Annotated in this window: 13 protein-coding genes; 11 read left to right on the top strand and 2 right to left on the bottom strand. The window is 68.6% G+C overall.

Annotated features, from left to right (window positions below):
* The first annotated feature begins 113 nt into the window (after positions 1-113).
* The 5 genes from ACIBI5_RS53525 (at position 114) to ACIBI5_RS53545 (ending at position 3,518) form a co-directional block, all read left to right on the top strand.
* Positions 114-1,031 (top strand): ABC transporter permease, encoded by a 918-nt coding sequence (locus ACIBI5_RS53525; RefSeq protein ID WP_397259451.1) that lies wholly within the window; start codon positions 114-116, stop codon positions 1,029-1,031.
* Positions 1,024-1,893 (top strand): ABC transporter ATP-binding protein, encoded by an 870-nt coding sequence (locus ACIBI5_RS53530; RefSeq protein WP_397259453.1) that lies wholly within the window; start codon positions 1,024-1,026, stop codon positions 1,891-1,893. The genes ACIBI5_RS53525 and ACIBI5_RS53530 overlap by 8 nt, the downstream gene beginning before the upstream one ends.
* 50 nt (positions 1,894-1,943) lie before the next feature.
* The gene (locus ACIBI5_RS53535) at positions 1,944-2,465 is read left to right on the top strand and encodes a YbhB/YbcL family Raf kinase inhibitor-like protein (RefSeq protein ID WP_397259455.1); all 522 of its coding nucleotides are present in this window, start codon (positions 1,944-1,946) and stop codon (positions 2,463-2,465) included.
* A gap of 101 nt (positions 2,466-2,566) precedes the next feature.
* On the top strand, positions 2,567-2,722 hold the full coding sequence (locus ACIBI5_RS53540; RefSeq protein ID WP_379626114.1) for a hypothetical protein: 156 nt from the start codon (positions 2,567-2,569) through the stop codon (positions 2,720-2,722).
* 235 nt (positions 2,723-2,957) lie between these two features.
* Positions 2,958-3,518, top strand: a complete 561-nt coding sequence (locus ACIBI5_RS53545; RefSeq protein ID WP_397259457.1) for a dihydrofolate reductase family protein — start codon at positions 2,958-2,960, stop codon at positions 3,516-3,518.
* Between the two features lie 86 nt (positions 3,519-3,604).
* Here ACIBI5_RS53545 and ACIBI5_RS53550 read toward each other — a convergent pair whose 3' ends face one another.
* On the bottom strand, positions 3,605-4,927 hold the full coding sequence (locus tag ACIBI5_RS53550; protein ID WP_397259459.1) for a KamA family radical SAM protein: 1,323 nt from the start codon (positions 4,925-4,927) through the stop codon (positions 3,605-3,607).
* Between the two features lie 173 nt (positions 4,928-5,100).
* Between ACIBI5_RS53550 and ACIBI5_RS53555 the strand changes: the two genes are divergently transcribed.
* From ACIBI5_RS53555 to ACIBI5_RS53575, 5 genes are all read left to right on the top strand, one after another.
* Complete coding sequence (locus ACIBI5_RS53555) at positions 5,101-5,658, top strand: DUF1707 domain-containing protein (protein ID WP_397259461.1); 558 nt, start codon at positions 5,101-5,103, stop codon at positions 5,656-5,658.
* Positions 5,659-5,700: 42 nt separating this feature from the next.
* Positions 5,701-6,720 (top strand): phosphate acyltransferase PlsX, encoded by a 1,020-nt coding sequence (gene plsX, locus ACIBI5_RS53560; protein ID WP_397259463.1) that lies wholly within the window; start codon positions 5,701-5,703, stop codon positions 6,718-6,720.
* A 44-nt stretch (positions 6,721-6,764) separates the two neighbouring features.
* Entirely contained in the window at positions 6,765-9,050 is a 2,286-nt protein-coding gene (locus ACIBI5_RS53565) for an HAD-IC family P-type ATPase (RefSeq protein ID WP_397259465.1), read from the top strand.
* Entirely contained in the window at positions 9,047-10,774 is a 1,728-nt protein-coding gene (argS, locus tag ACIBI5_RS53570) for an arginine--tRNA ligase (RefSeq protein WP_397259467.1), read from the top strand. Before ACIBI5_RS53565 ends, argS begins: the two co-directional genes overlap by 4 nt.
* 161 nt (positions 10,775-10,935) lie before the next feature.
* Positions 10,936-12,264 (top strand): hypothetical protein, encoded by a 1,329-nt coding sequence (locus tag ACIBI5_RS53575; protein ID WP_397259469.1) that lies wholly within the window; start codon positions 10,936-10,938, stop codon positions 12,262-12,264.
* Here ACIBI5_RS53575 and ACIBI5_RS53580 read toward each other — a convergent pair whose 3' ends face one another.
* On the bottom strand, positions 12,265-12,645 hold the full coding sequence (locus tag ACIBI5_RS53580; protein WP_184976456.1) for a cell division protein SepF: 381 nt from the start codon (positions 12,643-12,645) through the stop codon (positions 12,265-12,267). It lies immediately after the preceding gene.
* A gap of 167 nt (positions 12,646-12,812) precedes the next feature.
* On the opposite strand from ACIBI5_RS53580, the gene ACIBI5_RS53585 reads away from it, so the two are divergent.
* Positions 12,813-13,577, top strand: coding sequence for a PhzF family phenazine biosynthesis protein (locus ACIBI5_RS53585; RefSeq protein ID WP_397259471.1), 765 nt, complete (start codon positions 12,813-12,815; stop codon positions 13,575-13,577).
* The last annotated feature ends 985 nt before the right edge of the window (positions 13,578-14,562 follow it).

A 14,562-nucleotide genomic window follows, 5' to 3' on the forward strand; every position in this document is an offset into this window, starting at 1 on the left:
GTGCTGTGCTGAGGGGGTACGGGAACCCAGCGGTCCGCAAAACCCGTCCAACAGACCGCGGCGAACTGCCGTGACAGGCACCCCACCGACCCGAATCCAATAGAGTCCATGCCATGAGCCAGCCGGAATCCGCGGTCGCGGACGCCCAGGCGGGCGGCCGAAGCGCGCAGGAGCCGCTGGCCAAGCTCGCCAAGAGATACGGGCTTCGCCGTGCCATCGCACGGCCGAGGTTCCACGTCTACCTGCGCCAGCTCTGGGAGCGGCGGCACTTCATGATGACGTACGCGACCTCGCGCAACGTCTCGAAGTACTCCAGCTCCGCACTCGGCCAGCTGTGGCAGGTGCTGACGCCCCTGCTCAACGCCGCGATCTACTTCGTCATGTTCGGCCTGATCCTCGGCGGCGCCAACGGGATCGAGAACTACCCGGTCTTCCTGCTGACCGGGATGTTCGTCTTCACCTTCACACAACGGTCGGTGACCGCGGGGGCCAAGTCCATCTCGGGCAACCTCTCGCTCATCCGGGCGCTTCACTTCCCGCGTGCCGCGCTGCCCCTGGCGTACACGATCCAGGAGCTGCAGCAGCTGGGCATCTCGATGGGCGTGCTGCTGCTGATCGTGGTCTGGAGCGAGCCGCCCACGCTGCTCTGGCTGCTCATCCCCGTGGTGCTGGCCCTGCAGTCGCTGTTCAACGTCGGCGCCAGCCTGGTGATGGCCCGCGTCGGCTCGAACATGCGCGACATGAACCAGCTCCTGCCCTTCATCATGCGCACCTGGCTCTACGCCTCCGGCGTCTTCTTCTCCATCCAGGACAAGGTCGTCGACGGCGCCCACCTCCCCCAGTGGGTCGCCAACGTCATGTATCTCAACCCAGCGGCCTCCTACATCGAGGTCATGCGCGACATCCTGATGCCGAAGGACCACAACCCCCCTCCGTTCGCCATGGCGGGCTGCGTATTCTGGGCGTTGTTCGCTCTCGTTTTCGGCTTCTGGTACTTCTGGCGGGCCGAGGAGAGGTACGGGCGTGGCTGAGCTGACGGAGGAGTTGTCACAGGTGAAGGGCGAGGAGCCCGGCGTCGCCGCGAGCAAGGACGTCAGGGTGTACCCCAACCCGGAGCCCACCGGTCACAAGCCTGTGGACGCCCCGACGGGCACTCCGACCGTGGTCGTCGACGACCTCCACATCGTCTACCGCGTCTACAGCGCCGCCTCCGACCACGAGAAGGGCAACGCGGTCAGCGCCCTCGTCCGCATGCTCAAGCGCCAGGGCCGGCCGCAGATGAAGGAGGTGCACGCCGTCAAGGGCGTCTCCTTCGTGGCCTACCACGGCGACGCCATCGGCATCGTGGGCCGCAACGGCTCCGGCAAGTCCACGCTCCTGCGCGCCATCGCCGGCCTCCTGCCGCCCCACGCGGGCGCCGTCTACACCGACGGCCAGCCGTCCCTGCTGGGCGTCAACGCCGCGCTGATGCGCGAGCTCACCGGTGAGCGCAACATCGTGCTCGGCTGCTACGCCATGGGCATGACCCCGGCCGAGGTCAAGGAGAAGTACCAGGAGATCGTCGACTTCTCCGGCATCGATGACTTCGTCCAGCTGCCGATGTCCACCTACTCCTCCGGCATGGGCGCCCGCCTGCGCTTCGCCATCTCCAGCGCCAAGACCCACGACGTGCTCCTCATCGACGAGGCCCTGGCCACCGGTGACCGCGAGTTCCGCAAGAAGAGCCAGGAGCGCATCAAGCAGATCCGGGAGTCCGCCGGGACCGTCTTCCTCGTCTCCCACGACCACAAGGTCATCGAGGAGACCTGCAACCGGGTCATCTGGCTCCACAAGGGCAAGATCAAGATGGACGGCGATCCCAAGGAAGTGATGACGGCCTACAACAAGGGCTGATCTCCGATAAGAAGGATGGGAGCGTACGAACCCGTCCTCCGGAGGTAGACATGTCCGCGCGGCCACCGATCCCCTACGACTTCCTGCCCGAGGTCCCCGCCCTCACCGTCGAGAGCGACGACGTACACGACGGGGAACGCCTGGCCGAGGCCCACGTGTTCGACGACTGGGGCATGACCGGTGGCAACCAGTCCCCCCACCTGCGCTGGTCCGGCGCCCCGGAAGGCACCCGTGGCTACGCCGTGACGTGCTACGACCCCGACGCCCCCACGGGCAGCGGTTTCTGGCACTGGCTCCTGTTCGACATCCCCGCCGACGTCACCGAGCTCCCGGCGGGCGCGGGCGCCGCCGACACGAAGGCAGGCGTGCACGCCCGCAACGACTTCGGCACCAAGGCGTACGGCGGCGCAGCCCCGCCCCCCGGCCACCCCCACCGCTACCTGTTCGCCGTCCACGCCCTGAGCGTGGAGTCGCTGGGCCTGGACCCGGACACCCCGGCGGCGGTCGTGGGCTTCAACATCACCGCCAACACGCTGGCTCGCGGCTATCTCGCACCTGTGTACGAAACCTGAGTGCCACCAACCCCAAATCGCTGACGCGCCCCCACATGTTCCGATAGGATTCGAACGTTAATTCGATCCCCTGAGGACACGTGATGGAATGGGGGCGCGCGATGCGAGAGCTGTCGACCGCGATAGACCACCTGGCCATCGAGGACCCTTCCGAGGTGCCCCGGGCCCAGCTGGCCGAGCAACTCATCGAACTCCACTGGCAGATGGCCCGCCTGCAGGCCCAGATCGCCCGCCGCACCGCCGTACGCGTCTTCTGACCGGGAACACCATCTCGGCGTCCCACAGGGCCACGCCACAGCCTGGCGGCCCCCGCGCCGACTCCCGGGGGCGCCGGCGGGCCGTGCGGCCCCAGGCGGGGGCTTCCCGGGCCGCGCACGGCCGCCTGGCGGCCCAGACAGCCCATAAGCGCAGGTTAGGAATGTCTTAAACGTTCCGTAAGGGGTGCCCGGCAAGCTGAAGCCAGTTGGAAGACACCCCGGAAGGACGCACGACATGCGCAAGCTCAAGCTTCAGCTCCAGATCACCGCCGACGGCTACATGGGCGGCCCGAACGGCGAGATGGACTGGATCTCCACCCCGTGGAGCGAAGACCTCGGCACCTACGTCAGCGCCATCACCGAGGGCGTCGACACGATCCTGCTGGGCCGCAAGCTCGCCGAGGGCTTCATCCCGCACTGGTCCGCCGAGCCCGAGGGCGAGGACAAGGAGTCGGCCGCCTGGATGACGGACACGCCCAAGGTCGTGATCTCCAGGACCCTCACCGACTCCCCCTGGGACAACGCGAAGGTGGAAGACGACGTGGTCGAGGCCGTCCGGCGCCTCAAGTCCGCCCAGGGCGGCGACATCATCACCTACGGCGGCGCGGAGCTGGTGGCGAGCCTGCTGGCCAACGGCCTCATCGACGAGCTCAACCTGCTGGTCGAGCCGGCCGCGATCGGCAGGGGCCTGCCGGTCTTCCCCGACCTCGGCACGCCCCAGCAGCTGCGGCTGGTGTCGGCCACGCCGTTCGCGTGCGGCATCACCGCCCTGCGCTACGAGCCGAAGCCCGTGTGAGCGGCGACGGGCGTACCAGGACAAAAAGGAGCCCCCAGACGGCCCGTCACCACCGGGTCACGGGCTGGGGGCTCGGTTTGAACCGCTCAGGCGGACAGCCTGGCGGTGGCGACGCCGGTCTCGAAAGGGAACCTGTCGGCGAAGGCCGGGCGCAGGTCCGTCAGCCAGACGGCCTGCGGGTCGTACTGAGCGAAGAACGGCCGGCCGACGAGCGAAGGGTCGCGTGCCTGGATGAGGTGAAGCACGAAGACCTTCTGGCCGGCGATCTCGGTGACGCCGTCCACACACACCTTGCCGGGCGTGGCCGACATCGAAGGCCCGCGCACCGTGCGGCAGAGCCCGGAGACGGAGGCGTAGGCCTCACGGAAGACCTCGTACGCGTCGGCCAGCGGAACCGCGAAGTAGTCCTGTGGTCCCGTGTCGCGCTCGACGAACATGTAGTACGGGATCATCCCCATACGCAGCTGCCGCTTCCACATGCCTGACCAGATGGCCGGATCGTCGTTGATCGACCGGATCAGCGGAGCCTGCGTCCTGATGGTCGCCCCCGTGCCGAGGATCCGCTCCACTGCGGATTCCACCAGCGGCGAGTCCAGCTCTCGCAGGTGCGAGAAGTGGGCCATGAAGGAGAGGTTCTTCCCGGCCGCGACGACCTGCTCGAACAGGCGGAGCGTGTCGTCGGCGTCCGGGTCGGTGGTGAATCGCTGCGGCCAGTAGGCCAGCGACTTGGTGCCGATTCTGATGGATTCGAGCTGCTCGACCTCCAGCAGCGGCTCGACGTAGCGCTTGAGCACCGACTCACCCATGATCATGGGGTCGCCGCCGGTGAGCAGGACGCTGGTGATCTCGGGATGCTGGCGCACGTACGCCACCAGCTGGTCGATGTCGTCGGAGGCGAACTTGAGGTCCGCGTCGCCGACGAACTGGGCCCAGCGGAAGCAGTACGTGCAGTACGCGTGACAGGTCTGCCCCTGTTTGGGGAAGAAGAGCACGGTCTCCGGGTACTTGTGTTGCATGCCGGGCACCGGTTCCCTGCCGATGCGCGGGACGTTGAGTTCCATCTGCCCCGCGGGATGCGGGTTGAGCTGCGCGCGTACCTTGTTGGCTTCCGCGTTCAGCTCGGCGGTGGGCGCGTCGGCCTTGAGAAGGTCGGCGAGCCTGGCCACGTCGGCCGCCGGCAGCATGTCTGCCAGCGGGAAGACGAGGCGGTATATCGGGTCGTCGGGCGCTGCCGACCAATCTATGAGTTCATCCACGACGTAGGCGTTGGTCCGAAAGGGCAGCACCGTCGCGACGGCGCGCACCTTCAGACGTTCCTCCTCGCTGAGCCCCGCACGCAGCAACAGCTCGTCGAGGTGCTTGGACGTGTACGCCCGGAAGCGTCGCGTTCCTGCCTGGTTCAAGATCACTAGGCCTTTCCCATCTTTTTTGTTCGATCGGATGTAAACCTCTCGACCCAGTCGTGCGTCTAGGGTTCTTATACCCGGACGCGTGCGAAGCCACTTCTGGTTCCGCTGGGACCCAAGATTCTCCTGAGGACTGCCTATCGCGACATATCGCGAGAGGGCATACACTGCAGTTTGTGACCGACGATCCCGTCCTGCGTGCCTCAGATGCCGACCGCGATCGAGTCGCCGCGGTGCTGAGCGAGGCCCTGGCCACTGGACGACTCACCACAGTCGAGCACGCGGACCGGCTGGATGTCACATATTCCGCCAAAACGGTCGGCGAACTCCTCCCCCTGACCCGCGACCTGCCCGACGTCACCGGCGCCTCCACTCCCGTCGTGGTCGAGCGTCAGAACATCAACTCCACCTTCAGCAAGATCATCAGAAGGGGACGCTGGGTCGCCTCCCGCCACACCCGGCTGAACGCGCACTTCGGCGCGATGATCGTGGACCTGTCCGACGCCGTCCTGCCCGGCCGCGAGATCACGCTGCAGATCGCCGCCCGGTTCAGCAAGGTCATCGTCCGGGTGCCCGACAACGCCAGGGTGGTCGACGAGGGCGGCTCGGCGTTCGGCAAGCGCAACGTCTCCGGCGGTGTCGAGGGCGACGGGCCCCTCATCCGGGTGACAGGCACGTCCGCGTTTTCCAAGGTCATCGTGACGCGCGGGGTCTCAGACTGGAACCTGGCGTAACGGCTGCCGCCCCACCTGCCTACGATGCGTGTGGGGTGAGAGTTGTCCGACATTAAGCCGATCGCACTGGACGCCATGGGCGGCGACCACGCGCCGCACGAGATCATCGGCGGCGCGGTCCACGCCGTGCGCGAACGCGGCCTCTCCGTCGTGCTCGTCGGCCCGCCCCGCGTGCTCTACGAGAGCCTCGCCGACCACGGCGCCACCAAGGAGATCCCGATCGTGCGGGCCGAGGAAGCCCTCGCGATGGACGAGGGCGCGCTGGCGAGCCTGCGCCGCCCCCGCTCCAGCATCGCGATCGCCTGCCACCTGGTACGGCAGGGCAACGCCGGCGCGGTCGTGTCAGCCGGATCGACGGCCGGAATCGTGGCCACCGGCCGCCTGCGGCTCAAGGGCCAGCAGGGCGTGCTGCGCCCGGCCATCGCCGTGGCCCTGCCCACCCGCCCCAACCCCGCCCTCCTCCTGGACGCCGGCGCGAACGCCGAGGTCAAACCGGAGATGCTGGTCCAGTTCGCACACCTGGGCGCCGCCTACGCCGAAACCGCCTACGGCATCGGCAAACCCCGCGTCGCCCTGCTCACCATCGGCAGCGAGGCGGAGAAGGGCAACAAACTGGTCCGCCGCGCCCACGAACTCCTCCTCGCCTCCCCCTCCCTCCACTTCGTCGGCAACGTCGAGGGCTACGACCTGCTCACCGGCGCCGCCGACGTGATCGTCACCGACGGCTTCACCGGCAACGTGGCGCTCAAGACGATGGAGGGCTCGGTCCGCTACGCCTTCGGCGAGCTCAGGGAGGCCATCGGCGACAGCCGCATGGCCAAGCTCGGCGCCATCCTGCAACGCTCCACGCTGCGCGAACTGAACCGCCGCCTCGACGCCGAGGCCTACGGCGGCGCCGTGCTCCTCGGCCTGAACGGCACCGTCGTCATCGCGCACGGATCGTCGAAGGCGCCCAGCGTCAGCGCCGCCTGCCAGCTCGCCGCCGACCTGGCCCAGGGCGGCATCGTCACCCGCGTCGGCGAGCGCGTCGCCGCCACCCACCGCACCCATCGTCTGTGGTGACCCCGTAGTGTTTTGCCCGGTGATCCACAACATCGGGGGGTTGTGTGGACGGGCTGACTTCCGCTCAGGTGGCCGTCGCGCCACGTAACGACGCACCGCGGCGCTCCAGCCGCTCGCTGTGGGCCATCATCAGGGCCAATGTGTTCACGCTGTTCAACCTGGTGATCGCGATCCTCTGGGCGCTGATCATGATCTTCGGCGAGTGGCAGAACGGCCTGTTCGGCCTGGTCATCGTCTTCAACGCGCTCATCGGCATCGTCCAGGAGCTACGCGCCAAGGCCACCCTCGACAAGCTGGCCGTGGTCAACGAGGCGCCCGTCCGCGTCCGCCGCGACGGCAGGGACCAGGAGATCGAGCCGCGCGCGGTCGTCCGGGGCGACCTCATCCTGATCGGTCCCGGCGACCGGCTGCTGGTCGACGGCGAGGTCGTGGCCTCCGACGGGATGGAGATCGACGAGTCGCTGCTCACCGGCGAGGCGGACGCCGTACACAAGCAGCCGGGCGACGAGGTGCTGTCCGGCAGCTTCGCGGTCGCGGGCAGCGGCGCGTTCGTCGCCACCAAGGTCGGCGCCGAGGCCTACGCCGCCAAGCTCACCGAGGAGGCCAGCAAGTTCGGCCTGGCCCACTCCGAACTGCGCGACGGCATCACCAAGTTCATCAGGTACGTCACCTACCTGGTCATCCCCATCGGCGCGCTGCTGATCTGGAGCCAGGTACGCAACGAGGCCGACTTCGGCACCGCCATCACCGGCGCGGTCGCCGGCATCGTCACCATGATCCCCGAGGGCCTGGTGCTGATGACCTCGATCGCCTTCGCCGTCGGCGTGGTACGGCTCGGCCAGCGCAACACCCTGGTCCAGGAACTGCCCGCCATCGAGGGCCTGGCCCGCGTGGACGTGCTCTGCGTCGACAAGACCGGCACCCTCACCGCCGGCGGCATGGACCTCGACGAGGTGCTCCCGCTGCGCGGCGGCGAACCGGTCGACGACGCCCTCGCCGCCCTGGCCAACGTCGACCCGCGGCCCAACCCGACCGCGCAGGCCATCAAGGAGCGCTTCCCGTCCATGCCGTCGGGATGGGCGGCCACCGAGGCGGTGCCGTTCTCCTCGGCCAGGAAGTGGAGCGGGGCCGACTTCGCCGAGCACGGCCCGTGGGTGCTCGGAGCTCCGGACATCCTTCTCGAACCGGGTAGCGAGGGCTTCGAGGGGGCCGCCGAACTGGCCGCGACCGGGGCGAGGGTTCTGGCGCTGTGCCGTACCTCGTCGCTGGACGGCGAGGGCACGGCGGAGCCCGTCGCGCTCATCACGCTCAAGCAGCGCATCCGGCCCGACGCCAAGGAGACGCTGGCCTACTTCGCCCGGCAGAACGTCACCGTCAAGGTCATCTCCGGCGACAACCCCGAGGCCGTCTCCGCCATCGCCGTCGGGCTCGACATCCCCGGCGGCGAGCGCGCCGTGGACGCCCGCACGCTCCCCGAGAACGACCCGGAAAAGCTCGCCGACATCCTGGAGAAGAACACCGTCTTCGGGCGGGTCACACCGGTGCAGAAGCGGCAGTTCGTCGGGGCGCTGCAGTCGCGCGGTCACACGGTCGCGATGACCGGCGACGGCGTCAACGACGTGCTCGCCCTCAAGGACGCCGACCTCGGCATCGCCATGGGCGCGGGCAGCCCGGCCACCAAAGCGGTGGCGCAGGTGGTGCTGCTGGACAACCGGTTCGCGACGCTGCCGCACGTCGTGGCCGAGGGGCGGCGGGTGCTGGCCAACATCGAGCGGGTCTCGAACCTGTTCCTCACCAAGACCTTCTACGCCATCGTGCTGTCGCTGCTGGTGGGGGTGCTCGGGCTGATGTTCCCGTTCGAGCCGCGGCACTCGACGCTGGTCAACGCGCTGACCATCGGCATTCCGGCGTTCTTCCTGGCGCTGGCGCCCAGCGACGAGCGGTCCCGGCCCGGGTTCGTGCCACGGGTGCTGCGCTTCGCCGTACCGGCTGGGGTGATCTGCGCGGCGGCGGTGTTCTTCTCGTTCTGGGCGGCGCACTCCGGGACGTCCACGCTCATCCAGGACCGCACCACCGCGGTCATCACGCTCTTCCTCACGACCTGGTGGGTGCTGGTCCTGGTGGCGCGGCCGCTGCTGTGGTGGAAGATCGTGCTGATCGCGGCCATGGCCGTGCTGTTCGCCGTGTCCTTCGCCGTACCGCTGACCAGGTGGTTCTTCGCGCTCGCGCCCTCCGACGTGAGCAACGATCTGCTCGCGCTCGGAGTGTCCGCGGTGGCCGCCGTCGCCATCAGTATCGCGGTCAAGGTCACCGGTACCCTTAAGGCATGACCGACCCGCAGCTAGTGCTCACCGAGCGCGTCCAGCAGGCGCTGGCCAACGCGTTCGGCGCCGAGTACGCCGACGCAGACCCGCTGATCCGGCCCTCCCAGTTCGCCGACTTCCAGGCGAACGTCGCGATGAGCCTGGGCAAGCGACTGCGACGGGCGCCGCGGGAGGTCGCCGAGGCCATCAGCGCGCAGATGTCGGACTTCCCCGGCACGGTGGAGGTGTCCGGTCCCGGCTTCCTGAACATCACGCTCGACTCCTCCTGGATCGCCGGCGAGGCCGGGCGCATGCTCGCCGACCCCCGCGCGGGCGTCGGCCAGAGCACGCCGCCGCAGCGCATCGTGATCGACTACTCCGCGCCCAACGCGGCCAAGGAGATGCACGTCGGCCACCTGCGCACCACCATCGTGGGCGACGCCATGGCCCGCACGCTGGAGCACCTCGGCCACACCGTCATCCGGCAGAACCACCTGGGCGACTGGGGCACGCCGTTCGGCATGCTCATCGAGCATCTGCTGGACATCGGCGAGGACGCCGCCGTCGCGCAGCTCGAAGCCGGCGCCAGCACCGAGTACTACCAGGCGGCGCGCGCCAAGTTCGAGGGCGACGAGACGTTCAAGACCCGCTCGCGCGTCCGGGTGACCACGCTGCAGTCCGGCGACCCCGAGACCATGCGGCTCTGGCACGTCTTCATGGAAGCGACCATCCGCTACTTCAACAAGCTCTACGACATGCTCGGCGTCACGCTCACCGACGCCGACATCGCCGGCGAGAGCATGTACAACCCCATGCTCGAAAAGACCTGTGACGACCTGCAGGCGATGGGCGTCGCGGTCATCAGCGAGGGCGCGCTCTGCCTGTTCCCGCCCGGCTTCACCGGTTCCGACGACAAGCCGCTGCCGCTCATCATCAGGAAGAGCGACGGCGGCTACGGCTACGCCTCCACCGACATGGCCGCCATCCGCTACCGGGTCGACGACCTCAAGGCCGACCGGATCCTCTACGTCGTCGGCGCCGACCAAGCCCTCCACTTCCGGATGGTGTTCGCCGCCGCGGAGCAGGCCGGCTGGCTGCCCGACACCGTCTCCGCCGAACACATCCAGATCGGGATGATGCTCGGCAAGGACGGCAAGCGGTTCAAGACCCGTTCCGGCGCGTCGGTCAAGCTGATGGACCTGCTGCACGAAGCGGTGGACCGGGCGACGGCCGCCATCGACGACCGCGGCTACGACGAGACCACCAAGGCCGAGATCGCCCACGGCGTCGGCATGGGCGCGGTGAAGTACGCCGACCTGTCGGTCAGCCACGACAGCGAGTACGTCTTCGACTTCGACCGCATGCTGGGCTTCACCGGCAACACCGGCCCGTACATGCAGTACGCCACCGCCCGGATCCGGTCGATCTTCCGCAGGGGCGAAATCGAGGCCGCCGCGGTGACCGGTCCGATCCTGCTGGGCGAGGAGGCCGAGCGCGCGCTGGCCCTTCACCTGCTGTCGTTCGGCAGCGTCGTCGAGCAGGTGGGCAGCCTGATCGAGCCCCATCGCCTGTGCGCGTACCTCTTCGAGATCGCGAGCCTGTTCAGCACCTTCTACGAGCAGTGCCCGGTTCTCAAGGAAGGCGTCGACGCCGAGACCCGCGCGTCCAGGCTGGCCCTGTGCGCGCTGACCCTGCGCGTCATCGAAACCGGACTCGACCTCCTGGGCGTCCCGGTACCCGACCGTATGTAAGACATGTCGTGCTAACGTGCACGTCTGCTTCGCCCAGGTCTGGAGGGGTTCTCACTCTCTTCGGACGCCGCGGTGGGCGCGCCTCCCTCTGGTTGGCGCGCCCCCCGGCTAGGCTTTACGCGGTCATGAATGTGAGGCCGATATTTGGGGGAGTTTCCGCCTTGAGCACGGATCTGACCGCAAGCCCCCCAGCTGCGACTGAGCTTCACCGCTACGCTGAGGCCCTGCTGGCGCACCTGGCCGCCAACGGCTCCGCGCCGCCCCAGACACACGAACTCCACGACGTGCCCAGCTACTGGCTGCCGCCCGCCGTGGAAGCACTCGTCACCATCCTGTCCGGCGACGATCCGATCGAACCCCTGACCAGAGCCGCCGGCCGCGACCAGCAGAAGACCGCGCTGTTCCTCTGCCTCGCGCTCGCCGTCGCCGGCCACGGCGGCCGCATCCACGCCTCCTGGCTCGGCACCGCCTTTGGCGAGCTGTCCACCGAGCGGCCCGTCACGCATGGGCAGCGTGGATTGTGGCTGGCCGCCGCCCGTGGCGCGTACGGCCCGGCCGGCAAGATCTTCGTGCTCCGGAAGCTGGATGCGCTGGCCGTACAGGAAGAAGCCGACCCGCGCGCCTGGGTGCAGGCGCTCGCGCCCGGCGAGCCGTCGGTGGTCGTGCCCGAGTCGCTCGTGGACTTTCCGGAAATGGCGGAGATCCCGGAACTGGCCCGCCCCGCGCAGGCCGCCGCCCGCCTCGCCCGGCTACGCGCTCGCTGCGCCGAGATCACCTCGGCCAAACAGGCCGACCAGGAGGCCTCCACCCCGCTCACGAACAGCGCCGGCAGCCCCGCCACCACCTGGGCGGAGGACGAGCCGATCGCGGTGCTGCGCTCGCTGATCGGCCTCGGCGGCCCCGAGGGCCCCATGGGATCGCTGACCGCGCATCTGCTGGACGACCTGCGTCCCGGCGCCGATCCGCACCTCGCGGCGATCGCCCTGCACGTGGCCGCGCCGATCCTGCGCGAGTTCGCCGACGAACTGGAGTCCGACACCCAGCTGGTGCCGCCCGCGACCGTCACCGTGTCGCTCCTGGGGCACCGCATCGTGCTCCACCCGGAAGGGCCGGATCAGGAATCGTTCGAACAGGCGGAACAAGAGATCGTGGCGACGGGCGTCATCTCGCGCCGGCCGCCGATCGCGGCGTACGCGCTGCTCGCCCTCGGCGTGGCCGCCGTGGTCGCCTTCGTGGTTCATGGCCTGTTCGCAGTGCTGGGCGTGGCCATGCTCGGCCTGGGAGGCTGGCTTCTTCGCCAACGCCACCAGGCCAACGAAGCGGACAGTCGCTACGTCACCGCTCAACTCAGCGAGCTTCGCGAACTCGCCGACGGCGCGGTGTGGGCTCTCCACTCCTACGCCCGCGAGGCCGAAGCCCGCGCCAAACAGGCAGCGGAGGACTCAACCGATGTCAACCGGTTGATCCGCCGCGGCCCTCGCGCCGCCTAGCTAGGTGGTCTCGATCTCCACGTGCGCCGGCGCGAGCAGGAAGACACGGTCGGCGATGCGCTCGATCCGCCCTTCACACCCATAGGCAAGTCCCGCGGCGAAGTCGACCATCCGGGTCGCCTCGGGCATCGGCATGCCGGTGACGTCCATGATGACCGTCTGCCCCTCGCGGAAGTGCTGACCGATCATCGGCGCGTCGTTGTACTTCAACGGCTGCACCATCACAATGCGTGACGACTCAGAGGTGGACCTCCACCGCTTCGCCGCCCTCTCGGACGCCGGCATGTACTCGTCTTCGTACTGCTCTTCTTCGTAGGCCTCGTCGTAAGGATCGACGCCGCCCAGGCCAAGGTAGCTCACCACCTTGCGCACTGCCCCCATCGGTATGTCCTTTCCTCAGGAACTCACCGTAATCGGCACGTCCCCACACATTGGACGGTAACCGACGACTCCTCGTTCGCCATGCGACACGCCCAGCACTTATTCCATTTTGTACGGCTAGCACCCTGGTTGCAGCTGGATTACAAGCGGCCTATAGCATCCAAACCATGCGTGTCTACACCGTGGACGCCTTCACCGATGTGGCGTTCAGGGGTAATCCAGCCGCGGTCTGCCTCTTGGAGTCCTCCGCGCCCGCGGCCTGGATGCAGGCGGTAGCGGCCGAGATCGGCCTGTCGGAGACAGCATTCCTGCTGGACAATTCACTGCGCTGGTTCACCCCCGCTGTCGAGGTCTCCCTCTGCGGGCACGCCACCCTCGCCACGGCCCACGTCCTGTTTTCGACCGGCGCCGCGAGCGGCCAACTCAAATTCGAGACCGCCAGCGGAATCCTGTCTGTGAATCGCACCACAGATGGCATGATCACAATGGACTTTCCCGCCAAGGAAGTGACGCCCGCCACTCCTCCTGACGGCCTGGCAAAAGCGCTCGGCGTCGTCCCGGTGCAGGTCAGCACCGCAAAAGACGATCTGTTGGTGGAGCTCGAATCCGAAGAACAAGTCCGCACCCTATCCCCGGACATCACCGCCTTGTCACACCTGGCGGCACGTGCGGTAATCGTCACGGCCCGCGGCGTTTCCACGGACTTCGTATCCCGTTTCTTCGCTCCGAAGGGCGGCGTCCCCGAAGACCCGGTAACCGGGTCCGCCCACTGCGCCCTGGCCCCCTACTGGGCTCCGCGGCTGTCCCGCACCACGATGACCGCCGCCCAGCTATCCCAACGAGGCGGCCTCATCCACGTCACCCTCCGCAGCCCCCGAGTAGACCTGGCCGGCCACGCCATCACCATCACCTCCGGCCACCTCCACGTCTAACCCGAGCCAGCCCGCTGCCGCCGCTCATCCAAACCCCAGCCAGCCCACTGCCGCACACCGCGCCATCCAAACCCAAGGCATCCAGCTGCCGCACACTGCCCCACGACTACACACGCCCCGCGGCTACACACTCACCCGCCCAAACCCCAGTCCATCACCGCCCCGCTGTTGCACACATCCGCACCGCTCACGCTCTTCGGCTCACGCTCTTCGGCCACTTGCCGCACCGCCCTCTGAACAAGCGGCGGGATTCAGACACTCGAGACGCCCGGGTACCGGCAAATCTGGGCCACCGCGTACGCGCTGCATCGAACACGCCCGCCCGACACGCCGCCCGAGCTCTCCCAGAACCGGCGCTGGACAAGCAACGAGACGGACCCGAGCGCCGTGCGCGTTGCGCCGTTCGCGCCCGTGGGGGTGTTCGCCGCACCGGCGCCGGACAAGCGCCGGACAAGCGTCGGGGAGGTGGCGGGGAATGGGTCGGTGTCGAGGGTGGGGCCTCGAGGGGTGGGTGGGCGGCGAGGCGAGGTGGGAGGGCGGCGAGGCGAGGTGGGAGGGCGGTGATGTGGGTGGGGAGGGCGAGGTGGGGGCCGGCGGGCCCTCGCCGGAACGGTGCGGCGAACCCCGCCCGGGGCAAGGTGGCCGCAAGGGGCGGGGTGGCCAGGCCCGGCTGGCGGGGTGGCCAGGCCCGGCTGGCGGGTTGGCGTGTGGAGGTGCACGAGGGGGGTCGTGTGGTGGAGGTGCAGGCGGGGGTGGTGGCGCGCACGGGGTGGTGTGGTGGAGGCGCAGGCGGGGATCGAGGGTGCAGGCGGGGGTGGAAGTGCAGGCGGGGTGGTGTGGTGGAAGTCGCGCACGAAGGTCGTGTTGCGTGTTGCGTGTTGTGTGGTGGTGGTGAACGCGAAAAAGGGGCCCAACCCTAAGGTTGGACCCCTTCATCTCGCATACGTGTTTGTGCGGCGGTGACCTACTCTCCCACACCCTCCCG

This window comes from Nonomuraea sp. NPDC050540, from assembly GCF_044457485.1.
Taxonomy (GTDB): domain Bacteria; phylum Actinomycetota; class Actinomycetes; order Streptosporangiales; family Streptosporangiaceae; genus Nonomuraea.